Consider the following 26,522-nt stretch of genomic DNA (forward strand, 5'->3'; position numbering starts at 1 on the left):
GGGGGTCGATCGCCATGAATTCTACTGAAACGAAACAGTCGGTTGCGCCAGCAACCGCTCCTAAAGATGAGCGTATCCAGAGAGTCTCTTTCTGGAAGAAGGCGCTTAATCGCCCGGAGCTGGGGGCGCTGGCCGGTGCCGTGCTGGTGCTTGCCTTTTTTATAGCTGCTTCCAGCGGCACTGGGATGTTTACCCCAGCGGGTATTATTAATTTCCTTGAAGTCGCCGCTCAGCTCGGCATTATCGCCACGGCGGCTGCGTTGCTGATGATCGGCGGAGAGTTTGATCTTTCGATTGGTTCGATGATTGGCTTGGCAGGCATCCTGATTGCCATCCCTGCGGTGGAGTATGGCTGGCCGCTATGGGCCGCTATTTTATTGGCGTTCGCCTGTGCGGGCCTGGTGGGCTGGATTAACGGCAATCTAGTCAATAAAACGGGGTTGCCGTCATTTATCGTTACCCTAGGCTTCCTGTTCATTCTGCGTGGCCTGGCTATTGGTACTAGCCGGTTGTTGACGGGACGTACTCAGGTGGGGGGAGTGCAGGATCATATCCCTGGAGATTGGTTCGCGGCGCTTTTCTCTGGAGAAGTCGCTACGGGACTATTTAGCTGGATGGCGGAAAATGGCTGGATGGCGACCAACTTTGCGGGCAACCCCACGGTCACCGGTATTCCCGTCTCAATTGTCTGGTGGCTGGGTTTAACCGCTGTAGCGACTTGGGTGCTGCTGTGCACGCCTTACGGCAACTGGATCTTCGCCAGCGGTGGTGATGCCAATGCGGCGCGCAATTCGGGCGTCCCCGTCCACCGCGTCAAGATTTCACTGTTCATGTTCACCGCTTTCTCCGCCACCATCTTTGCCTGCATACAGGTCATGGATACCGGTTCGGCGGACACCATTCGAGGTTTATTAAAAGAGCTGGAGGCCATTATCGCAGTGGTCATTGGCGGCGCTTTGCTGACCGGCGGCTATGGATCTGCCATTGGTGCGGCCCTCGGTGCGCTGATCTTCGGCATGGTGCAAATGGGCATTTTTTACACCGGTGTTAATACGGACTGGTTCCAGGTCTTCCTGGGCGTGATGTTGCTGGTGGCGGTGCTATTCAACAATTACATGCGCAAAAAGGCGATGGAGGCTAAATAACATGACTACACGCACTCCAATGATTGAAATGCGCAGTGTCAGCAAACACTTCGGCAGTGTCATCGCCATTAGTGATATCTCGATGCAGGTCTATTCCGGTGAGGTTATGTGCCTGCTGGGGGATAACGGTGCTGGCAAGTCAACGTTGATTAAAACCCTTTCCGGTGTTCACCAGCCCACCCATGGCGAGATGCTACTGGATGGCAAACCCGCTCGTTTCAAGTCCCCGGCTTACGCGCTCGACGCCGGTATCGCGACCGTTTTTCAGGATCTGGCGATGGTGCCGTTGATGTCGATTACCCGTAACTTCTTTATGGGCCGCGAACCAACGGTGGGGTGGGGGCCTTTAAAGCGGATTGATTGGAAATATGCTGACCGGGTTGCCAAAGAGGAAATGGCTAAAATCGGTATCGATGTACGCGACCCAAGCCAGCCGGTGGGCACGCTTTCTGGTGGGGAGCGCCAGTGTGTGGCGATTGCCCGTGCCGTTTATTTTGGCGCCAAAGTGCTGATTCTTGATGAGCCTACGTCAGCGCTTGGGGTTAAGCAGGCCTCTGTCGTACTGCGTTACATTGCCAAAGCCCGCGCGGATGGGCTTGCGGTCATCTTTATTACCCACAACGTCCACCATGCTTACCCAGTGGCTGATGCGTTCACCCTTTTGTCACGCGGCGGCAGTTTGGGCTCCTTCCGCAAAGAAGAAGTCAGCCGCGAAGAGGTGCTCAATATGATGGCGGGTGGCGCTGAGCTTGAAAGCCTGGATGCAGAGCTTGCGGAATTCCAGCGGGACGATAAAGCCAAGAAGGCCAGCTTAGCCGAACAAGACACTCAACCTTCGGATGAAACAGGCAGCACTGAACCCCCTTCACCGCGAACTGCGAGCGGCTATTAAGGAGCCATGATGAATAAACCTACCCCATCATCCCCGTTCACGCTGGCCGTTTGCGCTGAAATGGTGTTCCGCGATTTACCCGTGTTGGAACGAATTAAGCGCATTTCTGATTTGGGCTTTCAAGTCGAAATCTGGGACTGGACTAAGCACGACATTGACGCACTGGCCAATAGCGGGGCGATGTTTTCATCCATGACCGGCTATGTCACCGGCACCCTGGCGGATGCAGCCGGGGCAGATGAACTGCTACGCACCGCCGCTGAGTCGGTTGAGGTCGCAAAGCGCCTTGGCATTCCGCGACTAAACCTGCATGGCACGGGGTTGGATGGTAATGGGCTGCCCGTGAAACCTTGCCAACAGATGACTGGCGCTATGTGGCTTAAAGCCCGCGATACCCTCAATCGGTTGGCAGATCTCGGTGAGCAGCACGGCGTCACCTTTGTGCTTGAAAACCTCAATACCGACGTTGACCACCCCGGCGTGCCGTTTGCCCGCTTGGAAGATGTTCTAGCGCTTGTGGAAAGTGTCGATCGGCCCAGCTTGCGCATTATGTTGGACGTTTATCACGCCCAGATTGGCGAGGGTAATTTGATTGAATTGATTCGCCGCTGTGGGCCTTACATTGGTGAAGTACAAGTGGCTGATGTGCCGGGGCGCTGCGAGCCGGGAACCGGCGAGATTAACTATCCGGCCATTGCCAAAGTGCTGAACGACATAGGTTATCGCGGCACCGTGGGGCTGGAAGGCTGGGCCTCTGGGGATGACGACCTCGCGCTCGACCGATTCCGTGCTGCCTTCTCACTTTAAGCCACGGTTGATCAGCCTTATCGCTTGCCACCCAAGACGCTTGTATGCCCAGTGCCATCTTGTGACTAGTACCACGAATTTGTGACGTGGGGAGACATTTATGCTGAATAACAATAGTCAACACCGACCGCTTGACCTGATTTGTCTTGGACGCGTGGCGGTCGATCTTTACGCCGAGCAGATTGGCAGTCGTTTAGAAGACGTGGCCAGCTTTGCCAAGTACCTCGGCGGCAGCTCGGGCAATATGGCCTACGGCACCGCTCGCCTCGGGTTGAAATCCGCCATGCTCTCGCGGGTCGGCGACGAGCAGATGGGCAACTTCGTGCGCGAAGAGCTGGAGCGGGTGGGCGTGGATACCTCCGCGCTTCAAACCGACCCTGAGCGCCACACCGGCCTGGTTCTGCTGGCTTTAAAAGACCGCGAAAGCTTCCCGCTGCTATTTTACCGCCGCGACTGTGCTGATATGGCCATTGATGCCGAGGCCATCGACCCTGAATTTATCGCCCGGGCCAAGGCGCTGGCGATTACCGGCACGCATCTTTCTACCGATACCACCCGGCGGGCGTGTCGCAAGGCACTGGACGCCGCCGCCCATTATGGCGTGAAGCGGGTGCTGGATATCGACTATCGCCCCGTGCTGTGGGGGCTGACTAACCCTGGCGATGGTGAAACCCGTTTTATCGCCGATGATAAAGTGACCACCGACCTGCAGCGCTGGCTGGCGGATTTTGATCTGATTGTGGGCACCGAAGAAGAGTTTCATATTGCCGGCGGCAGCACGGACACCTTAGCGGCTCTGCGCGCGGTACGTGAGGTTAGCGAAGCCACTCTGGTATGCAAGCTGGGGCCCATGGGCTGTGTGGTGTTTGAAGGCGCCATTCCTGACCGTATTGAAGACGGCATTTTAGTTAAGGGCGTACAGGTCGAGGTGCTCAATGTGCTGGGTGCCGGGGATGCCTTTATGAGTGGCTTGCTACGCGGCTGGCTGCGCAATGAACCCTGGCAAACCAGCGCCGGTTATGCCAATGCCTGCGGCGCGCTGGTGGTCTCCCGCCACGGCTGTGCCCCGGCCATGCCCACCGAAGATGAGTTATTCGATTACCTGGAACGCCGCGATGAGGTACCCCGTCCGGATATCGATCAGCGCCTAAACCATTTACACCGCGTCACTACCCGAGTGCCCGTTCAGTGGCCCGAAGTATTGGGGTTGGCATTTGACCACCGCCGCCAGCTCACCGATATGGCACGCGAAGAGTATGCCGACAGCGCGCGGCTGCCAGCACTTAAAAAACTCCTGGTCACCGCCGCTGAAGAGGGTGCCAAATTGGGCGGTATTTCCACGCCCGCGATCCTTGTAGACGACGTGCTGGGTCAAGACGCGCTCAATCAAGCCAGTGGAAAAGGCTGGTGGATTGGTCGACCGGTGGAGCTTCCTGGCTCACGACCTTTGCGCTTCCAGCATGGCGATGATTTAGGTGCCTGCCTGCGCAACTGGCCTAGAGAGCAGATCATTAAATGTCTAGTGTTCTATCATCCCGACGATGAACTCTCGCTGCGCCTGGAGCAGGAGGAGCGTCTGCGTCAGCTCTACCAGGCGGCCTGTGCGTATGGGCTGGAGCTGCTGATTGAAGTCATTCCGCCCGCCGACATGCCCAATGACGATACCACCTTGCCGCGCAGCCTTCAGCGGCTCTACAACCTGGGTATTCGCCCAGACTGGTGGAAGCTACCTGCCATGTCAGACGCTGCCTGGCAGGCGGTTGGCGACACCATTGAGCGGGAAGATACCTACTGCCGTGGGGTCGTGCTGCTTGGGCTAGACGCCCCCATGGACGACATGAAACGTGGTTTCGAAGCAGCGGCCAATCATGCCTGCTGTAAGGGTTTCACCGTTGGGCGCACGCTATTTGCCAGCGCGAGTCGTGATTGGCTAGCCGGGCGTATCGACGATGCCCGCTTGGTAGAGCGGGTCGCCCAGAACTATGCCGAGCTGATAAAGGCGTGGCGGCAATTAAGGCAGGCGCAGCCGCAAGCGCTGTCTCACACGGAGGAGGCGTAAAATGAGCACCATTCGACTCACCATGGCCCAGGCGTTGGTCAAGTACCTTGCTGCACAACGTATAGAGGTGGATGGCCAAGAAGTGGCGCTGTTTGAAGGCGTGTTTGCGATTTTTGGTCATGGCAATGTGGCCGGAATGGGGGAAGCGCTTTACCACGTGCAAGACACGCTGCCCACCTTTCGCGCCCACAACGAACAGGCCATGGCCCACGCGGCGATTGCCTTTGCCAAAGCCAATAATCGCCAGCGCTTAATGGCCGCGACCAGCTCGATAGGCCCGGGGGCGACCAATATGGTCACCGCCGCGGCGCTCGCTCACGCCAACCGTTTGCCGATCCTACTGCTGCCGGGGGACACCTTTGCCACCCGCGAACCCGACCCGGTACTCCAGCAGGTGGAGCATTTTGGTGACCCGACCATTAGCGTCAACGACTGTTTTCGCCCGGTGTCGCGCTACTTCGACTGCATTAACCGCCCGGAACAGCTGCTGACCAGTTTGCCCCAGGCGATGGCCACCCTGCTTGACCCGGAGCATTGCGGCCCTGCAACCCTGGCGCTGCCTCAGGATGTGCAAACCTTTGCCTACGATTATCCGGTGGCCTTTTTTGCTCCCAAGGTGCATCGCATTCGCCGCTCGCCACCGGATGCTTACGAGCTTCGCCAAACCATCGCCGCGCTGCAACAGGCCAAGCGCCCGCTGATCATTGCCGGTGGCGGCGTGCATTACGCCGCTGCCTGCGACGCTTTGGCCGAGTTTGCCAAAACACGCGGCATCCCGGTAGCTGAAACCCAGGCGGGGAAAGGCGCGCTGGCCGATAGCCACCCTTGCTCGGTGGGGGCCATTGGGGTGACCGGCAGCGCAGCGGCTAACCAATTGGCGGAGCAGGCGGATGTCATTTTGGCGGTGGGTACGCGGTTGCAGGACTTTACCACCGGCTCCCGAGCGCTGTTTGAAAGCAGCGATAAAACGTTAATCGCCCTCAACGTTGGCCGCTTCGACAGCCTCAAGCATCAGGCGCTGCCGCTAAGCTGCGATGCCTTGGTCGGGCTGGGTCAACTCGACGCGGCGCTGGGCGAGTGGCGGGGCGACGATGAATGGCGCGAGCAGACCGGCACGCTCAAGCGCGAGTGGGCCGAAATAGTGCGCAACGTGACCGACGATCAAGGGCTGGCGCTGCCCACCGATGCCCAGGTGATCGGAGCGGTCAATCGCCAGGCAGGCAACGATACCACCGTGGTATGCGCCGCCGGTGGCTTGCCCGGCGAGCTACATAAACTCTGGCAATGCTCGGGCCCTGGCAGCTATCACGTGGAGTACGGTTTCTCCTGCATGGGCTATGAAATTGCGGGCGGGCTGGGTGTCAAGATGGCCAAGCCCGACAACGAAGTGGTGGTGATGGTGGGCGATGGTAGCTACCTGATGCACAACTCGGAACTGGCAACCTCGGTGATGCTGGGCCACAAGCTGATAGTAGTGGTGTTGGATAACCGCGGCTATGGCTGTATCAACCGCCTGCAGCAGGCCACCGGCGGCGCGGGGTTCAACAACCTGCTGGAAGATTGCCGCACTGTCGAGGCGGGCGCCCCGAAAACCGATTTTGCCGCTCACGCCAAAGCGTTGGGCTGTGAGTCTGAATCAGTCACCGGCATTGCGGAGCTGGAGCAGGCGCTGGTGCGCGCTCGCAGCGCCACCTCGACCTATGTGATTGCCCTGGACACCGACCCGTTACCTAGCACTCAAGAAGGCGGCGCCTGGTGGGAAGTGGCCGTGCCCGAGGTCTCCGAGCGTGAGCAGGTTAATACAGCCTATCAAGGCTATCGCGAGGCTAAGCAGCGTCAGGCCCGCTAATCACCTTCTTTAACAAACATAGTCATAAGGAATACGCTATGCCAACGGTTACTTTAGGCATCAACCCGCTCACCTGGACGAACGACGACTTGCCCAGCCTGGGCGGCGCAACACCACTGGAAATCTGTTTGAAAGAGGGCCGCGAAGCGGGGTTTAGTGGCTTTGAATTAGGTAACAAGTTTCCCCGAACGCCTGACGCCCTGAATCAAGTGCTTAGCGCCCACGACTTGGCGCTTGTATCGGGCTGGTATTCCGCGCAGTTGCTGGAGCGCACTCCTGAAGAAGAGATTGAAGCCATTCAGGATCATATGAACCTGCTCAAGCAATGTGGCGCGAAGGTGATGGTGCTGTGTGAAGTCACCCATTGTGTACACGGCGATCAGGAGCGCCCGCTCTCCCAGCGTCCGCATTTATCCGAGCAAGAGTGGCAACGCCTGCTGAGTGGTCTAGAGGTGGTGGGTGACTACCTGAAATCCCAGGGCATTCAGCTGGTGTATCACCACCACCTGGGCACGGTGATCGAAAGCCAGGCCGACGTTAAACGCTTAATGGACAACACTGGCGAAGGCGTGGGGCTGCTGCTTGATTTTGGTCATTTGCGAGGTGCTGGCGGTGACCCTCTCGCCGTCGCCAAACGCTACAGCCAACGTATCCATCATGTGCATTGCAAAGATCTGCGCTTCCCAGTGCTGGACGCGGTACGCAACCGCGACAAAAGCTTTTTAAACGGCGTGTTAGACGGCCTGTTTACGGTGCCGGGGGATGGCGATGTGGATTTCCTGCCCGCCTTAACCCACCTGTGCGAACAGGGCTACCAGGGCTGGTTAGTGGTTGAAGCCGAACAAGACCCGGAAGTTGCCCATCCGCTGACTTACGCCCGCCTGGGTTACCGCAACCTACGCCAACTTGCCGAGCAGGCAGGCTTCGACGTTGCCAGCTAAACAGCACCGCTTTTAATCAGGAGCTTGTATGAAGACGCTATCCCACTATCTTAATGGTCAGCTCTCTGCCGGTCAGAGCCAGCGCACTTCGCCGGTTTATAACCCGGCCACCGGTGAGCAGAGCGCTCAGGTAGCACTAGCTACCGCCGATGAAACCCGCGAAGCGGTGCGCATTGCCGATGAGGCCTTTGTCGCTTGGTCAAAAACCTCGCCGCTGAAGCGCTCGCGTATCCTGTTTAAGTTCAAGGCGCTAGTCGAAGAGCACACCGATGAGCTGGCGCGACTGATCTCCAGCGAGCACGGCAAGGTGTTTTCTGACGCCAAAGGCGAAGTGACCCGCGGTCTGGAAGTGGTTGAGTTTGCCTGCGGCATTCCCCACTTGCAGAAGGGCGAGCACTCCATGAACGTCGGCACCGGCGTGGATAGCTACTCAATGATGCAGCCGCTGGGCGTTTGCGCCGGTATCTCGCCGTTCAACTTCCCCGCCATGGTACCCATGTGGATGTTCCCCATCGCCCTGGCCTGCGGCAACACCTTCGTCATGAAGCCTTCGGAAAAAGATCCCTCCACGCCGCTGCGCCTAGCCGAGCTACTTAAAGAAGCGGGCCTGCCGGATGGCGTCTTCAATGTCGTCAATGGCGATAAAGAAGCGGTGGATGTGCTGCTTACCGATGAGCGTGTCCAGGCTGTCAGCTTTGTGGGCTCTACCCCAATCGCCGAGTACATCTACGCTACCGCATCAACCCATGGCAAGCGTGTTCAGGCATTGGGCGGGGCTAAAAATCATATGGTAATCATGCCCGATGCGGATCTCGACCAAGCCGTGGGTGCCCTGATGGGCGCAGCCTATGGCTCCGCAGGCGAGCGTTGCATGGCGATTTCGGTGGCGGTGCCCGTAGGCGACGAAACCGCCAACCGCCTGCGCGAAAAACTGGTGGCCGAACTGGATAAGCTGACGGTCGGGCCTGGCCTGGTCGATGGCCCGGATAACGATATGGGGCCGCTGATCACCCGCGAGCACCGCGACAAAGTGGCAGGCTATATCCAAACCGGCGTGGATGAAGGCGCAGAGCTAGTGGTCGACGGTCGCCAGACCACGATTGACGGGGCAGGTGATGGCTACTTTATCGGCGGCAGTCTGTTTGACCATGTGACGCCCAGCATGCGTATTCACTCCGAGGAGATCTTTGGCCCGGTGCTGGCGATTGCCCGCGTGGCCAGCTTCGACGAGGCGGTCAGCATGATCAACGCCCATGAGTACGGCAATGGCACGGCGATCTTTACCCGGGATGGCGATGCGGCGCGTCAGTACTGCGAGCAGATCCAGGTGGGCATGGTCGGCGTTAACGTACCAATCCCGGTGCCTATGGCGTTCCACAGCTTCGGCGGCTGGAAGCGCTCGCTGTTTGGCCCGCTGCATATGCACGGCCCCGACGGTGTGCGTTTCTACACCCGCATGAAAACCATCACCCAGCGCTGGCCCAGCGGCATTCGTGAAGAGACCAACCACTTCACCATGCCGACCATGTAAACAGTTTACTGGGCACGACACCATTCAACGCCGGGCCCAGCCCGGCGTTACTGTTTTACAACAGGGATAATCACAATGAAAACCCTCAAGATTGGCCTAATCGGCACCGGCTTTATGGGCAAAGCCCACGCCATCGCCTTTAATGCAGCGTCCAGCGTTTTTGAGTTGCCCGCCAAGCCCGTTTGCGAACTGCTGGCGGATGTCGACCTCGCCACTGCAGAGAGCCGAGCGCGGGCTTGGGGATTTGCCCGCGCCACCGACGATTGGCGCGCCTTGGTAGAAGATAGTGAGGTAGACGTGGTGGATATCTGCGCGCCCAACTTTCTGCATAAAGAGATGGCGCTGGCTGCCATTGCCGCTGGCAAGCATGTTTACGCTGAAAAGCCGCTGGCGCTAAGTAGCGCCGATGCCGACGAGATGGTGGCTGCGGCTGAAAAGGCGGGCGTCAAAACCCTGGTAGGCTTTAACTATATTCGCAATTCCGCCACCCAACTGGCCCGCCAGATTGTTGCCAGCGGTGAAATTGGTGAGCTGATTCACTTTCGTGGACGGCACAACGAGGATTATCTGCTCGACCCGCAAAAGCCCCACGACTGGCATACCCAGCGGGCGACCGCTGGCGCCGGTGCGTTAGGCGATGTGGGCTCGCATATTCTCAATATGGCCGAGTTTTTAACCGGGCAGCGCATTACCGAGGTATGCGGCCAACTACAGACCGTTATCACGATGCGACCGAAGGCCGACGGTAGTGGTATGGCCGCAGTGGAAAACGACGACCAGGCCCAGGCCATGTTGCGCTTTGACCGGGGGTTAATGGGTAATATCGAGACGTCTCGGGTGGCCGCTGGACGCAAAATGGGCTTGGCCTATACGCTAACGGGCACGAAAGGCGCCATCGTTTTTGACCAGGAGCGCATGAGCGAACTACAGCTATATCGCCACGGCGATACCCTCGGCAGGCGCGGCTTCACCACCCTGTTAGCGGGCCCTGAACACCCCGACTATGCAGCGTTCAGCCCTGCGCCGGGTCATGGCTTGGGCTATAACGATCAGAAGATTATCGAGGTGCGCGATCTGGTCGAGGGCATTATTAACCACCGCCCCCTCTATCCCGATTTTCGCGAAGCGGCTCGGGTCAATCGGCTGATCGATGCTATCGAAAGGTCAGATCAGGCGGGGCAGTGGGTAGGGGTATAGTCGTTGCTACGCTCCAAGCGCTGGGTTCTGCTTTGGGAAGGCCCAGCGCCTGCCTGGAAGGGAAAACTCACAAAATAATTAGCGTCGCGAGCCCCAGAAATGACAAAAATCCCACCACATCGGTGACGGTAGTTAGAATCACCGCGCCGGATAAGGCGGGATCAATCTGCAGCTTTTTCAACACCAATGGAATCAGCACCCCAGAAACATTGGCCAGGCTCATATTGATAAAGATAGCCAGGGTAATGACCAGCGTAATCATGGCGTCGCCAAACCAAAGGTGCGAAATGAGGCCGACTACTAACGCCCACACCAGGCCATTGCTCATACCCACCCACAGCTCTTTGTTGTAAAGCCACTTTATATTGTTGCCCGCAAGCTGCCCCAGGGCTAAACCGCGGATGACGACGGTGAGCGTCTGGCTTCCGGCAATCCCTCCCATGCTGGCAACCACCGGCATTAAAATCGCCAGCGCCACAATTTGGTCTAGGACCACTTCAAACCGTCCGATCACGAAGGCGGCTAGAAAAGCCGTTAACAGATTGATACCTAGCCAAATGCCGCGGCTTTTGGCGCTTCGCATGATGGGAGTAAAGACTTCTTCTTCATCACTGACGCCGGACATATGTTTAAGCGTCATATCAGCATCATCTTGGGTGATTTCCAACACATCGGTGGAGTTGAGCTGACCGACCAATAACCCCTCACTATCGCATACGGGGACAAAGTGAAGTTCTTTAGAGCGCAATAACGCGGCGGCATCGCTGACTTTCATTTGATCATTCAGGGTGAAGAAATCATCCATATAATCATCAACCACGGCGTCTTGTGGTTGCTTGATTAAATCAATCAGGGTCAGGGTGCCGAGTAAGCGTTTATCCTTATCCGTAATCATGATCTGCTGAGACTCATCATCAAGCAGATGATGAATGCGGATATAGCGCTGCACGGCTTCTAACGAGACGCCCTGTTTTACATTAACCGTCTCGGGATCCATATAACGCCCCACCACATCATCTTCATAGGCATGAAGATTCTCGACCTGGGCACGTATGTCCTGGTCTAAGCTGGCGTAAACGCTGGTTTTTATGGCCTCGTCAGCAACATCCAGTACTTCAGCAACTTCTTGAGCATCCAGGCCTTTAACAATTTGCTCTACGTCACTGGCGGATAAATCCTCGATGTAGTCGGCGCGGATATCTTCGTCAACTTCGGCAAGTACCTCGCCGATTATCGCATCAGGCACATATTCCCAAAGATAATCGCGTGTTTTGGCCGGGAAGGACTCAAGGGTTCGCGCAATGTCTAAAATATCGAGTTCAGTGAAAAATTCCTGAAGAGCCGCTGTGTCTGGGGTGTCTAAAAGCTTTTGAAGGTAGAGTAGCAGCTCTTCGTTATTGGTATATTTTTCATCATCGCGCATAGCGTCCGTCCTTTTTGGAAACTAGGTGTTAAGGCAATAGAATTGCAAACTCTCGGCGGCTCGCTTTGGTGAGTTTATAGACTGGCTTGGTTGAAAGCCACGCGTACGCCGTAGGCTAAGCGCTGCTGTGCGGAAACGGACGGAACATCGGTACCTATCATTTCATCGGCGGCGTCGGCCCAGGTCAGCGTGCCGTGGGTGAATCCCAGCGGTGCCAGCGCGCGGCCAATCCACTGCGTACCGGTAAAGCGCTGCGTCTCGCCATTCTGGTCGATCAGCAAGCTGACGTTGTTATCCTGATGCAAACGAACAATGTACCAACCCATATCGAGCCCATGGACTTCTACGTCGGGCAACGGCGCTGAACAGTGTGCAAGCTCGTCAAGGGTAAGGTGGGCGGGAAGCGTTGAAGACATGGCGTATCCTCATGAGTGAACATCTTATACGCCAAGACTAAAGGGTGTGCTTTATTTGTACAGTAGTAACCGCCTGACCGGCGTCATTGAGGCGCTGGTTCAGACGGTTCGAGGCAGGTATTTTATTCCTTATCCATTTCTAAACAGGAAACTATAGGCATTTAACGCAGGTACGCCGCCTAGGTGGGCGTAGAGTACTTTGGAGCCGGGCGGGAATTCGCCGTTGCGCACCATGTCGATCATGCCGTGCATGGATTTACCTTCGTAAACCGGGTCGGTAAGCACACCCTCGAGACGGGCACAGAGGCGAATGGCTTCCAGCGTGCCTTCGTTGGGCAGGCCATACTCGGGGCCGCCGTAGCGGGTATCCAAAATGATATCGTCATCGCTAATACCGCCTTCCAATTCCACTAGCTCAGCCGTATTGCGCGCGATGCGCAGGATCTGTTCACGGGTTTGCTCAGGCTTGGCGGAGGCGTCAATGCCAATCACTCGCTGGGCACGGCCATCGGCGGCAAAGCCCACCACCATGCCTGCCTGGGTGCTGCCGGTGACCGAGCACACCACGATATAGTCAAACGTGAAACCCAGCTCTTTCTCCTGCTGACGCACCTCTTCGGCAAAGCCTACAAAGCCTAAGCCACCGTAAGGGTGCTCGGAGCAGCCAGCGGGAATCGGGAAGGGCTTACCGCCCCGTTGGCGCACATCCTCCATCGCCTGTTCCCAACTGGGGCGAATGCCGATATCGAACCCTGCGTCATCCAAGCGTACATCGGCACCCATGATGCGCGACATCTCGATATTGCCCACGCGATCATACACCGCGTCGGAGTAGTTGACCCAGTTCTCCTGTACCAGCACGCACTGCATGCCCAGGTGAGCGGCCACCGCAGCAACTTGGCGGGTCTGGTTGGATTGAATGCCGCCAATCGATACCAGCGTATCGCAGCCTTTTTCCAGCGCTTCAGGAATCAAGTACTCCAGCTTGCGGGTCTTATTGCCACCAAAGGCCAAGCCGCTGTTGCAGTCTTCGCGCTTGGCGTAGAGCTCTACTTCACCGCCTAAATGTTCGCTTAGCCGCTTGAGCGGCGTAATCGGAGAGGGGCCAAAGGTGAGTGGGTAACGTGGGAAGCGTTCGAGGTTCATAGCAATCTCCAGCTTTAAAACATTGGGTGCGATATAGGGTGGCTAAGGTTGTTGTGAACAATTGGCGTGCTCTCTGCTATTTATAGTAAGTGTTAGCTATTTTTTTTGTGTTGCAAAATTGGTTGGTTTGAGACAATAAAAGATGGTAAGAAATGATGTATATGGGTTTAAGTGGTGTTTACTGGCCAATAAGGTAAATAATAGTGCGCGCAAAAATCTCCCGTTCACGCCCTGAGCCTGATGATCCGGCGGCTGAGCTAGACCGAACCGATCGGCGTATTCTGAAACTGCTTCAGGACGATGCCACGCTCTCCAATGTGGCGCTGGCAGAGCAGGTGAACTTGAGCCCGGCGGCGTGCTTACGCAGGGTGGAAAGGCTCAAGCGGGATGGGGTAATCAGCAGGGTGGTGGCGCATTTAGACCCGGAGCAGCTACAGGCAGGCATGGTGGTGTTGATTGGAGTCGTATTGGATCGCTCGACGCCGGAATCCTTCGCCGCCTTTGAGGAGGCGGCCCAGAAGGTGTCAGGCTGTATGGAGTGCCACGTGGTTACCGGGGAGTTTGACTATTTCATGTTGGTACGCACGCGGGACAGCCAAAGCTTCAACAGGCTGCACGCCGAACAACTGCTCTATCTACCCGGCGTGCGCCAGATCCGCTCGTTTATGGGGCTGCGACAGGTGGTCTCGACCCATAAGGTGCTGGTTTAGTCTCTTGGAAAGCGCGCTTCCAGCTCGGCCACCTGATCTGGCGTTAGCCCGCGCGGGTTCTCGCCCCGTAGCAGCAGGTAGAGCTTGGCGGTCTCTTCCAGCTCTTCAGTGGCATACACCGCCGCTTCGAGGTTTTTCCCCGCTACCACTGGGCCGTGGTTGGCCAGCAATACCGCGCTGTGTTTACCGGCTAAGCCCCGCACCGCATCGCCCAGTTTAGGATCGCCGGGAATGTGGTAGGGAATCAGCGGCAGCTTGCCCACCCGCATGACGTAGTAGGCGGTCAGTGGGGGAATGCAGTCGCAGGGATCTACCCCCGGCAAACAAGAGACGGCCACCGAGTGGGTGGAGTGCAGGTGTACTATAGCGCCAGACTGCGGGCGCTCTTCGTACATTGCCATGTGCAAAAACTGCTCTTTGGTGGGCTGGTCGCCACTTACCAGTTGGCCGTTGTTATCAAGATGGGAAATCCGCGCTGGATCCAGCCGCCCTAAACAGGCGTTGGTGGGGGTCATTAGCCAGCCGCCATCTTCCAGACGCACGCTAATATTGCCGCTGGAGCCCATGGTCAGGCCGCGATCAAACAACGATTTGCCCAGGGTGCTGATCTGTTCCCGCAGGCTGTTCTGGTGATGGCAGTGCAAGTGGATGCTCATGCCAACACCTCAAACGCCCGAGTAAAGAAATCGACGTCACCGAAGTTGCCCGACTTCAGCGCAAGCGACAGCGGTGCTTCGCGACCCGCCATTGGGGTTTGCGTCCAGGGCACGCCGGGGTCAATCTGCTCACCAATCCGTAGGGTAGTTATCCCTAACGCTGAGACTACTGCTCCGGAGGTTTCGCCCCCGGCGACCAGCAACCGGCCCACGCCTTCGTTAACTAGCGCGACCGCCAGTTGGCTCAATGCTTCTTCCACTAGTAGCCCGGCACGTTCTACTCCTAACGCTTGCTGAGCCGCTTCTACTTTCGTTGGATCTGCAGAGGCATAGATCAGTACTGGAACGTTGCTGGATAAGCGTTCCAGGGCAAAGGCCAGCGCCTGCTCCCACTGTTTGTTACCTTCGTTAAGCGATAAAGGATCCAGTGCAAAGCCTCCCGATGGGTGTCGTTCCAGAAAATTTGCCACCTGGGCCAGCGTGGCACGGGAACAACTGCCGGAAAGCACCAACGCACTACCCAAGGCAGGAGATAAGCGCCCTGGCTCAGTGATGGTGTCTAGCCAGCCCTGTTGTCGGTACTGGGCAGGGAGCGCCTGGCCCAGTCCAGAGCCGCCGGTAACTAAGGGCAGTAAAACCGTAGCTTCGGCAAGCACGTCCAGATCCTGCTCGTCTAAGGAGTCGCAAACTACATGGCGAACACCTTGCTCTGCCAGCGCCGACAAGTGAGCGCGGGCTGCTTCAGCCCCCTGGGCCAGCACGGCACGGTTGGCTAAGCCCACTGGGTGTGGTGTTTGGCGAGAGAGTACTCGAACTAGGTCGGCATCCTTCATCGGCGTGAGCGGGTGGTGCTGCATACCGCTGTCGTTGAGCAAGCGGTCGCTCACAAACAGATGGCCTTGGTAAACCGTACGGCCGTTAATCGGGAAAGCGGGCACCATCACCGTTTGATGCGCTCCTAGCGCTTCCAGCAGCGCATCCGCCACCGGGCCGATATTGCCCTGATCGGTGGAGTCAAAGGTGGAGCAGTACTTGAAGAACAGTTGCCGAACCCCCTGCTGGCGAAGCCACTCAAGGGCGGCCAGAGAGTCCTCCACGGCTTCGTCCACCGGGCAGGAGCGCGATTTCAGCGCCACGACCACCGCATCGATATCAGTGAGGTCAATCTCTTGCTGGGGCACGCCAATCACCTGCAGGCAGCGCATGCCACCGCGCACCAGGTTATTTGCAAGATCCGTGGCCCCAGTGAAGTCGTCGGCAATAGCGCCTAATACAATTGTCATACGTTGCGTCCGTTGTAAGGGTTCAGGGAGTGGCGGCTTTCATGCGAGCGCGTTTAATCAGTGGCGAGATAATCGTCACTGCCAACAGTAGTGCTGCAATGGCCAATAAGGTGGCGCTGATGGGGCGGGTGAAGAAGATCGATATATCTCCCTGGGACATCGACAACGCACGGCGCAGCTCGCTCTCTGCAATGGGGCCTAGTACTAGGCCTAGGATGATCGAAACCAGCGGGAATTTTAGTTTTTCCAGCAGGTAGCCCATGATGCCAAAGCCAAGCATCAACCAAACATCAAACATGGAGTTGCGCACCGAGTAGGTACCCACGATGCAGCACATAATAATGATCGGGCCGAGCGCCGAGTAGGGCACATTCAATAGCTTGGTGAACAGGGTGATAAATGGCTTGGAGAACAACAAAATCATAAAGTTGACGATAAACAGGCCCGCGAACACGGCATAGATTAGGCTGCTGTGGGTCATCATAAACATTGGGCCCGGCTGCAGGCCGTGCATGATAAACGCCCCAAGAATGACCGCTGTGGTGCCACTACCTGGAATGCCCAGGGCAAACAACGGTACTAAGGCGCCCATGGCAGCGGCATTGTTTGCCGACTCAGGCGCTGCAATCCCTTCCGGTGCCCCTTTGCCAAATTTCTCGGGATGCTTAGACCAACGCACTGTTTCGCTATAGCTCACCATAGCGGCTGTGCTTGCTCCAATGCCCGGTAAGATGCCAATAATCACACCAATAATAGAAGAGCGCGTAAGCGTGGTGCCGATTTGGCGCAAGATAGGTAGATCAAAGATTTTAACTTTTACTTTCGTAATCGGCTGATGGCTGTCTTGATCTAGAGAGCGTTTCATCACTTCAGAAACGGCGAACAGCCCCACGATCATCGGTATCAGTCCCACCCCTTCCATCAGGTTTAGGTTATCGAAGGTATAGCGGCTGGTACCCGTTAGTGGGTCGATCCCCATGGTGGCAATAAACAACCCAATAGTGGCGCCAATCAGTCCGTAGATCAGACGGCCACCTAAGGAGGCCACAACGGTTAAGCCAAGCACTGCAAGGGCAAAATATTCGGGGGAGGAGAACCTTAATGCCATCTTAGCCAGCATTGGGGTAAAGATAATCAACGCAATGGTACCCACTAAACCGCCAATCGCAGAGCTCAGTACGCCAATGCCCAGTGCTTTGCCTGCCTGGCCCTGCTGGGTCATCGGGTAGCCATCAAAGGCAGTCATCACCGCTTCTGGCGTCCCGGGGGCACGGTAGAGAATGGCGGTGATCAAACCAGAAAAAACAGTCGCGCCATAGATGGCAGTCAGCAACATAAAGGCAGTAGTGGAGTCCATGCCATAGGTAATGGGTAGCAGGATAACCACCAGAATAACGCCGCTGATGCCGGGTAACGCACCACCGATAAATCCGATAAAAACGGCTGAAGTAAGTAGTAGCAGGTTGAGTGGCTGCATCACTACAGCCAGCCCGCCTAGAAAATTCTCTAGCATCATCAACTCCTAAACAGGTAGCAGTAGCGGTTATCGGCAAACTTCTTAACAATAAGTGTCATAGCGGGATGCCAAGCAGCATGACGAAGACACCCTGCATTAGCAGTGTGGCAAGCACCACGGTAATTAGAATCGTGCGCCAGGAGCGAGCCCCAAGCAGCAGCGTACCTACCAATGTGAAAGCGATACTGGCGATTAAAAAGCCCACCATGCTGATTAACCAGGTGTAGATAACGGTGGCGGCAATCAGCCACCAGTGTCGCGTGGACGCTAGGGAAAAGCGTTGAGCCGTGACGGGATCGTTCTGAGGACGAGAAGCTTCTTCCGGTTCATTGTCATAAGTGGTGCCTCGCCGCGCATCACGCCAAGTGATCAGTAGCAGTGCGCTACCCAACCCAATAAGCGTAATTACTAGCGTCAGAGGCCATACGCGAGGGCCAATAAAGGTAGAAACCTCAGCGGAGCTGGGAAACTGCAGTGTGGGCACTAAGCTGACCACTGCTAGCAACACCACCGCGAATGCGAAGAGAGAAATCCTGGCGTGCATGATAAACCCCGAAGGGAACGTGGCTGGGTCTACTTGATAACAATAGTCCCAGACAGTGAGTTAAAAAGCAGGCAAATTAATTGCCTGCTTTCACTTAGCATTTAATTCGATTTTTATTGATCGTTATTAAGTAGGCGCGAATAGAGTTCATAGTTATTTTCTAGGCGCTGACGATATTCGTCGCTGCCCATCCAGCCTTCACGATAAGTAAGGTTTACTCGCTCGGCGTATGTCTGGTACTCCTCAGAGTCGTAAACCTTTTTGAAAGTGTCTTCTAAGCGTTCCAGAAGCGGTTCAGGTGTATCGGCGTGGACAAAAATTGCACGGTCGTTGCCATCGGTTAGATCCCACTCGTATTCAGCTGTAGTTGGAACATCAGGATAATCGGCCAAACGCTCATCGCTGAATACCAGGATTGGCATCATTTGGCCCGCTTCCATATAGCTCAGCAAAGGGCTAAGTGACGTGGTGGTCGCGTCGATATTGTTGCCCAGAACATTAGCGGTGGCATTGCCTGTGCTGTCGTAAGGAATGAAATTCATATCCAGGCCTGATGCATCACGCAACGACAGAAATGAAACGTGGTCAGGGCTAGCGGTGTGAGTGCCGCCTACAGTGACCTCGCCTGGGTTTTCCTTGGCGTATTCCAAGAACGATTCAAAATCCGGGTAACGCTCTGGATTGACGAATAGAGCCATTACATCTGACTGCATCCTTGCCACGGGGGTGAGTTGATCTAAGCCGATTGGGTTCTGCCCTGCGGCTAATGACGTCACTAAAGTGGTGGAAGCGAAATCAAGGGTATGGCCATCTGGGGCACCGTTTGCAGTACGCTGGTGGGCCAACGCCCCGGAGGCAGACGGTAGGTTAATCACGTTAATACGAGCATCGCCAAGGGCTTCCTCAAACATCGGGCGAACCACACGAGCGAAGTTATCCGTGCCGCCACCAGCGCCTGCCGCTACCAAAAACTGGATAGTCTTTGTCGGATAATCTGCTGCATCATCGGCGTTGACAGCTGTGGCGACGCTAAAAAGCGCGACGCCGAGTGTTGCCATTTTGAGAGTGGATTTAGTGAGCATAGTGTTTCTCCTATCTGATTGTTATTGCTTTTAATTCCCGCTGGGGAAGTTTAATTTAGCGCGCTGTCGATAGCGGCTTGAGGAACTAAGGTATTTTGTTGAAACAACTGATCCTGCTTTTCACGAAGCTGTTTTAAGGTTGATTCAGGCAGTGCCACATCCGCTAAGGTAATGGGCTGATTGGGGGCTATGTCTCGGATCACATGAGCGCCTGGCAGTAGATAAAAAGGCACTTTTGCTTCTGGTGCTAGCGCCGCGGCGGGATGCAGCTCTGGACGTAGCCCTTCGATGTGCCTGTGGTGGCCGCGCATTTCGAGGTGCTGGCCCGCTTTCATGTGCTGGGTTGCCCGCGCTGTTAGGTCAAACCTGGGTGTCGTCACGTGACCACCGCCGGAGGTTTGACCATTGATGACTACATCGAGAAGTGAAATTGGTGCTTCTAAGCCAAGCAGGTGTCGGGGTAGGTAAATCATCGCGCTATTGCCGCTGTGGCTCAGTACATGGCCTTTATCCCGCAGTAGAGTCCATACATGAGAGTCTTCACAGCGCACGATCACAAAAACGCCTCCTGCAAAGCTCAGTTCATCTGGTCGGCGTAGGCAATTAAACACTTCCAAGCGCTCAAGCCCTTGCAGTACCCCACCTTGGCTCTGAATGTCCAAAAGGGTCGGTACTTCCGCTGTGCGCAGTACCATGGCATGAAATTCAGGGCGATCAGGACGTAGCCCCGTAGCATTGGCTACGTTGACCATTTCGCACAGATCAGGCACCGAAATTTGCGGGATCGCAGCGAGTAGCTTGCTGCGTGCTTCCACCATATCGCGCTCCTGGCCTGGCGGTAATTTCCAAAGTTCTTTCAAGCCAGCGGCAGGAAAGTCGGTACCGTTGCAAGTAACGGTGTCGCTTGCCTCATCCCAAATAAAGTCATATTCGCTACTTTTACCTGCAGCAATGATCTCAAAGCCAAGGGTTCTGGCCCAGGTGAGTAGGCCAATAAGCAGGCTAGGCTGGTCACCATCCAACGGCGTGAATAGTCGCCCCTGCTGATAAGCCAGGCGGGTTAAATAGGGGCCAACCACCGATTCGGTCTCTTTGGTAGCAATGCCAACGTGCTTACCTGCGAGCAGAGCAGCTTCTGCATAGCGTGCGCCTATATCAGGTATGCCAGTAGATTCCACTAAAATATCGAAAGGCAGCGCTTGAATTGTTTCAAAGGCAGCCGCGGCGATAAACATCCCTTCTTGCCACGCTTTTTCAGCGTCACTTTTAGAATGGCATACCATTATCTGAGCATCAGAAATGCCTGCATGCCGCAACGCTTCGGCTGCTTTTTCAGGATTAATATCGATTGCAATGCGTGCTGATAGTTTTTCCATCTGCCGCGCTTGTCGCAAAACGCCGCGGCCAAAGTCACCAGCACCCGCGATGCAGGCCTCAACCACCTTGCCTTTTTCAAAATGTTGTAAGTAGTTCATACGGTGTGGGTATTCCCTTTACTGGTAAAACTGCTGCGATGACATTTTCTATCGTCATGGCGCTAAAGAGGTGAGCCTTTCAGAAATCCTATGCATGAAATGTAGTGGTATACCATTTTGGGGGTCAATTGGTTGGTGTTAATACTTTGGTATCGAGTAGACCTTTTTTCTACTTATGGTATTGATAAGTATGGGTTTAAAAAATCAGCGATTTAACGCTATTTGTTTGAAAGGATATTTTTGGTATGCCATTCTTGGCGTTCGCTTACTATGTGAATATGCCAATGGAAGAAGTCGCCCAGCCAAATCAGCCCGGACTTGTGGAGAAAGTCGCGAATTATCTGCGTGAACATATCGTTATGGATCATTTTCAGCCTGGCCAACGTTTGCCCGAGCGAACATTGGCGATTGAACTTCAAGTATCCCGTACCCCGTTACGGGAGGCGCTGAAGATACTTGCTGCGGAAGGTCTGGTGGTGATATCGCCAAACCGGGGTGCCGTGGTGGCGGATGTAAGTCCCGCTGATATGAAAGAGAAAGCGTATGTCTTAAGTGTGCTTGAGCAGGCCGCAGCAGAGCTAACTTGCGCCAACGCCAGCGATGATGATATTGCGGAGTTGCAGGCGCTTCATTACGAAATGAAGGCTTCTTTTTTAAGGCGAGACAGGCAAAATTACTTTCGCCTAAACCAAGATATCCACAACCGGATTGTGGCGCTGTCGGGAAATACGACGCTGATTGATATGCATGCCAACCTAAGCCGTCAGCTATATCGAGTCCGCTACCTTTCAAATCAAAAAAATGAAAAATGGGCAACGGCAATGGAAGAACACGAAGCCATTCTTGCTGCTTTGGAAGCGCGGGATGGTGAACGTGTAGGCCAAGAGCTACGCAATCACCTGGGCAAGACATGGATTAAGTATGCTAATGGACAGCCGTTGGCTTAGTACTGTTTGATTTACAACACGTTTATTCGTTGAGAGCCTTACTGATGAACTCCAGAAACCGGTGATCGTTCGCATGGGCAATATTGATACGCATTGAGTTGGCATCGGTACTGTCGGGACGCAGTGAAAAAATAGCGCCTGGCGCAATGAAAATGCCTTTTGCAGAGGCGCGTTTAGCCAACTCAGTGGTGTTGATATGGGGTGGCAGTTTGGCCCATTGATAGTAGCCACCGCCGGGGCCAATCACATCATGAACGCCTATTTGCCCCAGCACTCTTATCGCCGTAGCGCTTGCCTTAGCCACTCTCTCGCGCAACTGTGCAAGGTGGCGGCGATAGCGGCCTCTGGCTAGCAGCTCGTGCACGATCATTTCATTGAAGGTCGAAGTGTTGACGACAGTCAGCATCTTGATATCGACCAGTGCGCGAATGATCGATCTCCCTCCAGCGATATAGCCACAGCGCAAGCCGGTGGAGAGCGTTTTGGAAAAAGTGCCTACGTAAATAACTCTTTCTAATCCATCAAGTGCGGCTAGGTGGGCGCTGCCTTTGGGCAGAATGTCAGCGAACACGTCATCTTCCACTAGGGTGACACCATAGTGGTCGGCGAGCTTTAGCAGGCGATGCATATTACTCAGCGACATGGTGCTACCGGTAGGGTTGTGAGCATTAGGCTGTAAGAAAAAAAGCCGCGGACGGTACTGCTTGGCTTTTCTCTCAAACTCTTCTAAATCGGGGCCATCGGTCGTACGTGGAACGCCCACCAACTTCGCTTTAGCGAGACGAAGTTTTCCAAACAGTGGGTAGTAGCCTGGCGTTTCAACCAGAACACTCTCGCCTGCGGCTACGAAGTGGCGAATAATTAAGTCGAAGCCATGATTAGCACCAAAGGTCATCATGACTTGATCCGGTGAGGCATGGATGGAGCGCCCGGCCAATGTCATAGCTAAGCTCTCGCGCAGTGGAGAGTACCCCTGGGGCATGCCGTATTCGACGTCGCTCATTTCATCAGATAAGCCACTTCTTCGTCGTATTAAACGCGTCAGTTCAGTGCCACCCATCCAGCTTGCGGGAGCCCTGCCATCGCCCACGCGCACTGCAAAATTCCCGACTAACTGCTCCCGCAGCAGTGACACGCTATCCACCGCCTCTGAAAGGTCGTGCGTAGGCTCATCAATAGGCGTTGGCCGGGGGCGCGAAACAAAAAAGCCTGCGCCCTGGCGAGCGCTCAAATGACCAAGTGCAACTAATTGGTCGTAGGCATCAATCACGGTATTTTTCGATACACCGAATTGTTTAGCGGCTTCTCTGATGGAAGCCACTCGGGTACCAGGCGAGAGGCGCCCTTCGTCAATGGCTTTGAGCAGAGCGGTGGCGACCTGACGAGATTTTGACATGAATATCTCTCAATGGCGGTGGAGCTGTACCTGTTATTTTATAGGTACAGTACTTCATACACTTCGCATCACTGTACCTTACTCAGCGCCTTGTCTTTCCACAAGCTAGGGCCAGCCTACTTGGGTATACAACACTAATAATGATCTCCGCGGAGAATAGGCATGCCAAATAAAACAACTTCTTACCTAACGGTTTGGGACGATACGGTGACCGGCAGAGACCTGCTGCGCGCCTTAGTAATTTCCACTCCTCTCACACTAGGTGGTTTCATTCTTACCCCTGGGCCAGCGCCAATGCCTCTAATAGTGGGCTTATGCGGCGCACTGCTGGGGTTTGTTATTAATACGGTTTGTTTACGCCCGAAACGACGCCTCGACACTGATGGGGAGGCGTAACCATGGACGCTCTATTACTTCTGCAGATGTTAATGGCTGCCTTAATCGGTGTGGTGGTTTATACCGCGATTGGAGTGGCGCCAGGTACCGATGAGACCGCCGTACTTGCCCCGGTGACGTTAGCGTTGGTGGTGGCGGGTGTTCCCTTGCCAGTGGTATTGGCTTTCTTTATGGCTGCCATCGTCGCCAAAAAGCTTACCGACTCAATACCCGTTTCGGTGGCGGGGATACCCGGAGGGGTGATGTCGGCCCCCATGGTTGAGCACGCAATGATACTGAAGCGTGAAGGTCACGCCACAATGGCCATTCGCAAAATGGCGTCGGGTTCGGTTATTGGCACCCTCGTTGCTATTCCCGTGAGCTTGCTACTGGCTTTCCTGCTAACGCCGCTGGCGGATGTGCTAAGTCAGTATGCTAGCCAGATATTTTTTGTTGGGGCGGTATTTTTAGCGCTGATGAGCCGTGAAAAAGTGATCAGCTTGATCAGTATTGTGATTTTGGCTGCGCTGATTCAGGCCTTACGGCACTTCTACTGGGGAATGGGGGTTATCCCTGAAGGTCAGGTGGTCTTCATTTCGTTCTTCCTGGGTATCACGATAGGGCCGATGATCTTCAATTTGGCCCAGTTAACCGTGCGCGAAGAGCGGCGAAAAATGGCTACCGGTGAACCTAAAACAATCAAAATCTACGCTGCAGATGATAGTGATGATAAGAGCCGCTTCCCCAACCCTTTTCGTATTTTGACGCGCCAAGAAGCTGTTTCTGCAACCGCCAGCTCGGTGCTCGGCTCGGTTACCTTCTTTATGAGCCCGGTAGGGATCACTATTTTCCTGGGTGAAGTGATGTCGAGTTGGGTAAAAGGCACAGTAGAGAAAGCCAGTCGTGCCCTCTCTTCAATGGATGCGGTGACTAATGCTGCTTATATCGCAGGCATTTTGATCCCCTTGGCAGCACTGGGCATTCCGATGAGCCCCATGGCAATTGGGCCAGGTAACGCCTTCTTTAATGCGCCGCCAGTACTTACGTTGGAACAGAATGCCCATCACTTGATGAGCTTTGGTGAAATCGCTGTTGCCAGCATTTTGGGCGCTGGGGTGGCGCTGTTGATTACGTATCCCATCGCCGTTCGTTATGCCCGCCACATTTGCGTGTTTGTTTTCCAGCGTATTCCTCATGAAGCCTTCCTGGCGATGTTCTTCTCGTTGGTCGTGCTGTTGGCTTATATGGATGCGGGTGTGATGGGCATTTTAGGTGTCGCGGTGTTAGCGCTTGTGGCGGGGCTATTAAACCGCTGGGGCGTGAATTATGGGGTGCAGTTTATGACCCTTTATGCCGCCCCGTGGCTAATGGGCTGGTTGGCTTGAACACTTCCTTTTGAAGTGACGCTACACCAATAGTTTATTCATTTTAGGTAACGGTTATGACAATAAATTCATCGCGGATTCCAGGATTTTACCAACTATCACCACGCGAGCGGTTGCGTAAAGTGGCCGCTTTAAGTGGCTTAGATGCGACAGGGGAAGCCCATTTGGCAGACACCGGTAACCTGCCAGCAGAAACAGCCGATAGCATGATCGAGAATGTTATTGGCACTTTAAACATACCGATTGGCGTTGCCACTAATTTAATGATTGATGGTGAAGAGCCGCTGGTGCCCATGGCAACCGAAGAGTCGTCCGTGGTGGCTGCTGTATGTAATGCGGCGCGACAGTGTCGTGCTTCAGGCGGCTTTTATACCGATACCTCATCCCCGATTATGATTGCTCAGGTTCAGTTACTAGGCGTTTCTAATCCTGATTTTGCCCGGCTACGTTTATTAGAAGCCCGCGAAGAGATTAAGCGTATTTGTGACGCGACAGATCCGGTGCTGTTAGAGCACGGCGGTGGTTTCCAGGATATAGAGGTGCGCGTGCTTGAAGATATGGTCATTGTGCATCTGCTAGTGGATGTGCGCGATGCCATGGGTGCCAATGCGGTGAACTCGATGGCAGAAGCGGTAGCACCGTCGTTAGCTGAGTGGTCGGGAGGCAAGAGTCGTTTGCGAATTTTGTCCAACCTGGCTGACCGTCGTTTGGCAAGAGTCAGAGCAACCTGGCACCTTGATCAAATAGGCGGGGAGTCGGTGCGCGACGGTATATTGGCGGCTTACCGTTTTGCGGACTTGGATCCTTACCGTGCAGCTACCCATAACAAAGGGGTGATGAACGGGGTGAGTGCGGTGGTGTTAGCGACGGGAAATGATACTCGTGCGGTAGAAGCGGGTGCTCATGCCTATGCCGCACGTACCGGGCGTTATCGGTCACTTACCCATTGGGAAGCGGATCTTGATGGGAATCTAACCGGCACCCTTGAGATGCCCATGCCAGTGGGATTAATAGGCGGCGCTACGCGAGCGCACCCAACCGCACGGCGGTGCCTTGAGATTTTAGGCGTCAATAGCGCGGATCGTTTAGCCCGTATCATTGTTGCGGTTGGGCTAGCGCAGAACTTTGCCGCATTAAAAGCGTTGGCTACCACCGGTATTCAAAAAGGACATATGGCGCTGCATGCTAAAAATATCGCCCTAATGGCAGGCGCGGAAGGGGCGGAAGTGGCGTTGGTCGCCGACGTATTAGTGAAGCAAGGGAGTGTGCGTGTTGATATAGCGCAGGCGGCGCTGGCCAAGCTACGGTCTAAACCCGAATGAAGCGGCTTGAATATGCAGTGTGAGCATGCCAGAACGCTACTTTGCAGAGGAAGAAGAAGGCTCTGGCCGGGTAGCCAGCCACAGGGCAATCAGCACCAGTAGAGCGATCACTCCCCAGCGTTGCCAGCCGGGGCCGAGTGACCAGCCGGTGATCAGCGCACTCAATGCGATCATGCTAACGGCTGCCAGCTTGGCGCGGCGGGGGATGGCGCGCTCTTGCTCCCAGGTGACCAGCAAGGGGCCGACATAGTGGCGGGAGCGGATCCAGGCTTCAAAGCGTGGCGAGCCTTTGGAGGCGCAGTAAACCGCCATCAGCATAAACACCGTGGTGGGCAGCAGAGGTAGAAAAATACCCAGTACGCCGATGCCAAAACTCACCCCTGCCAGCACCACCCAGAGGAGGCGGATCAGTCTCATTCTTGCTC

General features: G+C 55.3%; 24 protein-coding genes. 13 read left to right on the plus strand and 11 right to left on the minus strand.

Features of this window, described 5'->3' with window-relative positions; all coding sequences use genetic code 11:
• Positions 1-14: 14 nt before the first annotated feature.
• From ACT3UM_RS00255 to ACT3UM_RS00290, 8 genes are all read left to right on the plus strand, one after another.
• Positions 15-1,145, plus strand: a complete 1,131-nt coding sequence (locus ACT3UM_RS00255) for an ABC transporter permease (protein WP_498895015.1) — start codon at positions 15-17, stop codon at positions 1,143-1,145.
• A gap of 1 nt (position 1,146) precedes the next feature.
• Positions 1,147-2,037 carry an ATP-binding cassette domain-containing protein gene (locus tag ACT3UM_RS00260; RefSeq protein WP_498895017.1) on the plus strand — a complete coding sequence of 297 codons (891 nt, stop codon included), beginning with the start codon at positions 1,147-1,149 and terminating at the stop codon, positions 2,035-2,037.
• 9 nt (positions 2,038-2,046) lie between these two features.
• Positions 2,047-2,844, plus strand: coding sequence for a TIM barrel protein (locus ACT3UM_RS00265; protein ID WP_498895019.1), 798 nt, complete (start codon positions 2,047-2,049; stop codon positions 2,842-2,844).
• A gap of 100 nt (positions 2,845-2,944) precedes the next feature.
• Positions 2,945-4,903, plus strand: a complete 1,959-nt coding sequence (locus ACT3UM_RS00270) for a bifunctional 5-dehydro-2-deoxygluconokinase/5-dehydro-2-deoxyphosphogluconate aldolase (RefSeq protein ID WP_498895021.1) — start codon at positions 2,945-2,947, stop codon at positions 4,901-4,903.
• Position 4,904: 1 nt separating this feature from the next.
• Complete coding sequence (gene iolD, locus ACT3UM_RS00275) at positions 4,905-6,752, plus strand: 3D-(3,5/4)-trihydroxycyclohexane-1,2-dione acylhydrolase (decyclizing) (protein ID WP_498895023.1); 1,848 nt, start codon at positions 4,905-4,907, stop codon at positions 6,750-6,752.
• A gap of 38 nt (positions 6,753-6,790) precedes the next feature.
• Positions 6,791-7,693 carry a myo-inosose-2 dehydratase gene (gene iolE / locus ACT3UM_RS00280; protein ID WP_498895025.1) on the plus strand — a complete coding sequence of 301 codons (903 nt, stop codon included), beginning with the start codon at positions 6,791-6,793 and terminating at the stop codon, positions 7,691-7,693.
• Positions 7,694-7,721: 28 nt separating this feature from the next.
• Positions 7,722-9,224 (plus strand): CoA-acylating methylmalonate-semialdehyde dehydrogenase, encoded by a 1,503-nt coding sequence (locus tag ACT3UM_RS00285; protein WP_498895027.1) that lies wholly within the window; start codon positions 7,722-7,724, stop codon positions 9,222-9,224.
• A 75-nt stretch (positions 9,225-9,299) separates the two neighbouring features.
• Positions 9,300-10,421, plus strand: coding sequence for a Gfo/Idh/MocA family protein (locus ACT3UM_RS00290; RefSeq protein WP_498895029.1), 1,122 nt, complete (start codon positions 9,300-9,302; stop codon positions 10,419-10,421).
• 67 nt (positions 10,422-10,488) lie between these two features.
• Here ACT3UM_RS00290 and mgtE read toward each other — a convergent pair whose 3' ends face one another.
• The 3 genes from mgtE to ACT3UM_RS00305 form a co-directional block, all read right to left on the minus strand.
• Positions 10,489-11,844 (minus strand): magnesium transporter, encoded by a 1,356-nt coding sequence (gene mgtE, locus ACT3UM_RS00295; protein ID WP_498895031.1) that lies wholly within the window; start codon positions 11,842-11,844, stop codon positions 10,489-10,491.
• A 74-nt stretch (positions 11,845-11,918) separates the two neighbouring features.
• Complete coding sequence (locus ACT3UM_RS00300; protein ID WP_498895032.1) at positions 11,919-12,260, minus strand: DUF6482 family protein; 342 nt, start codon at positions 12,258-12,260, stop codon at positions 11,919-11,921.
• 129 nt (positions 12,261-12,389) lie between these two features.
• Positions 12,390-13,406, minus strand: coding sequence for a 1-aminocyclopropane-1-carboxylate deaminase (locus ACT3UM_RS00305; protein WP_498895034.1), 1,017 nt, complete (start codon positions 13,404-13,406; stop codon positions 12,390-12,392).
• Positions 13,407-13,609: 203 nt separating this feature from the next.
• Here ACT3UM_RS00305 and ACT3UM_RS00310 point away from each other — a divergent pair, with 203 nt between their 5' ends.
• On the plus strand, positions 13,610-14,116 hold the full coding sequence (locus ACT3UM_RS00310) for an Lrp/AsnC family transcriptional regulator (protein ID WP_498895036.1): 507 nt from the start codon (positions 13,610-13,612) through the stop codon (positions 14,114-14,116).
• On the opposite strand, the gene otnC is transcribed toward ACT3UM_RS00310, so the two are convergent.
• The 6 genes from otnC to ACT3UM_RS00340 form a co-directional block, all read right to left on the minus strand.
• The gene (gene otnC, locus ACT3UM_RS00315; protein ID WP_498895038.1) at positions 14,113-14,772 is read right to left on the minus strand and encodes a 3-oxo-tetronate 4-phosphate decarboxylase; all 660 of its coding nucleotides are present in this window, start codon (positions 14,770-14,772) and stop codon (positions 14,113-14,115) included. The genes ACT3UM_RS00310 and otnC overlap by 4 nt on opposite strands.
• Positions 14,769-16,055 carry a 3-oxo-tetronate kinase gene (otnK, locus tag ACT3UM_RS00320; protein ID WP_498895040.1) on the minus strand — a complete coding sequence of 429 codons (1,287 nt, stop codon included), beginning with the start codon at positions 16,053-16,055 and terminating at the stop codon, positions 14,769-14,771. Before otnK ends, otnC begins: the two co-directional genes overlap by 4 nt.
• Positions 16,056-16,077: 22 nt before the next feature.
• Entirely contained in the window at positions 16,078-17,568 is a 1,491-nt protein-coding gene (locus ACT3UM_RS00325; RefSeq protein ID WP_498895042.1) for a tripartite tricarboxylate transporter permease, read from the minus strand.
• 58 nt (positions 17,569-17,626) lie between these two features.
• Entirely contained in the window at positions 17,627-18,115 is a 489-nt protein-coding gene (locus ACT3UM_RS00330) for a tripartite tricarboxylate transporter TctB family protein (protein WP_498895044.1), read from the minus strand.
• A 113-nt stretch (positions 18,116-18,228) separates the two neighbouring features.
• Positions 18,229-19,197, minus strand: coding sequence for a Bug family tripartite tricarboxylate transporter substrate binding protein (locus ACT3UM_RS00335; protein WP_498895046.1), 969 nt, complete (start codon positions 19,195-19,197; stop codon positions 18,229-18,231).
• 50 nt (positions 19,198-19,247) lie between these two features.
• Entirely contained in the window at positions 19,248-20,672 is a 1,425-nt protein-coding gene (locus ACT3UM_RS00340; protein WP_498895048.1) for a flagellar biosynthesis protein FlgA, read from the minus strand.
• 245 nt (positions 20,673-20,917) lie between these two features.
• On the opposite strand from ACT3UM_RS00340, the gene ACT3UM_RS00345 reads away from it, so the two are divergent.
• The gene (locus ACT3UM_RS00345; protein WP_498895050.1) at positions 20,918-21,619 is read left to right on the plus strand and encodes a GntR family transcriptional regulator; all 702 of its coding nucleotides are present in this window, start codon (positions 20,918-20,920) and stop codon (positions 21,617-21,619) included.
• Between the two features lie 22 nt (positions 21,620-21,641).
• Here the strand turns inward: ACT3UM_RS00345 and ACT3UM_RS00350 are convergent, their stop codons facing one another.
• Entirely contained in the window at positions 21,642-23,015 is a 1,374-nt protein-coding gene (locus ACT3UM_RS00350; RefSeq protein WP_498895052.1) for an aminotransferase-like domain-containing protein, read from the minus strand.
• A 162-nt stretch (positions 23,016-23,177) separates the two neighbouring features.
• Between ACT3UM_RS00350 and ACT3UM_RS00355 the strand changes: the two genes are divergently transcribed.
• The 3 genes from ACT3UM_RS00355 to ACT3UM_RS00365 are packed head-to-tail and all read left to right on the plus strand — an operon-like array spanning position 23,178 to position 26,097.
• Positions 23,178-23,411 carry a hypothetical protein gene (locus ACT3UM_RS00355; RefSeq protein ID WP_498895054.1) on the plus strand — a complete coding sequence of 78 codons (234 nt, stop codon included), beginning with the start codon at positions 23,178-23,180 and terminating at the stop codon, positions 23,409-23,411.
• Between the two features lie 2 nt (positions 23,412-23,413).
• Positions 23,414-24,775, plus strand: coding sequence for a tripartite tricarboxylate transporter permease (locus ACT3UM_RS00360; protein ID WP_498895056.1), 1,362 nt, complete (start codon positions 23,414-23,416; stop codon positions 24,773-24,775).
• A 56-nt stretch (positions 24,776-24,831) separates the two neighbouring features.
• Positions 24,832-26,097 (plus strand): hydroxymethylglutaryl-CoA reductase, degradative, encoded by a 1,266-nt coding sequence (locus ACT3UM_RS00365; protein ID WP_498895058.1) that lies wholly within the window; start codon positions 24,832-24,834, stop codon positions 26,095-26,097.
• Between the two features lie 36 nt (positions 26,098-26,133).
• On the opposite strand, the gene ACT3UM_RS00370 is transcribed toward ACT3UM_RS00365, so the two are convergent.
• The gene (locus ACT3UM_RS00370; RefSeq protein WP_498895060.1) at positions 26,134-26,514 is read right to left on the minus strand and encodes a YbaN family protein; all 381 of its coding nucleotides are present in this window, start codon (positions 26,512-26,514) and stop codon (positions 26,134-26,136) included.
• Between the last annotated feature and the right edge of the window lie 8 nt (positions 26,515-26,522).

This window comes from Halomonas sp. AOP13-D3-9, assembly GCF_052379125.1.
Lineage (GTDB): Bacteria > Pseudomonadota > Gammaproteobacteria > Pseudomonadales > Halomonadaceae > Vreelandella.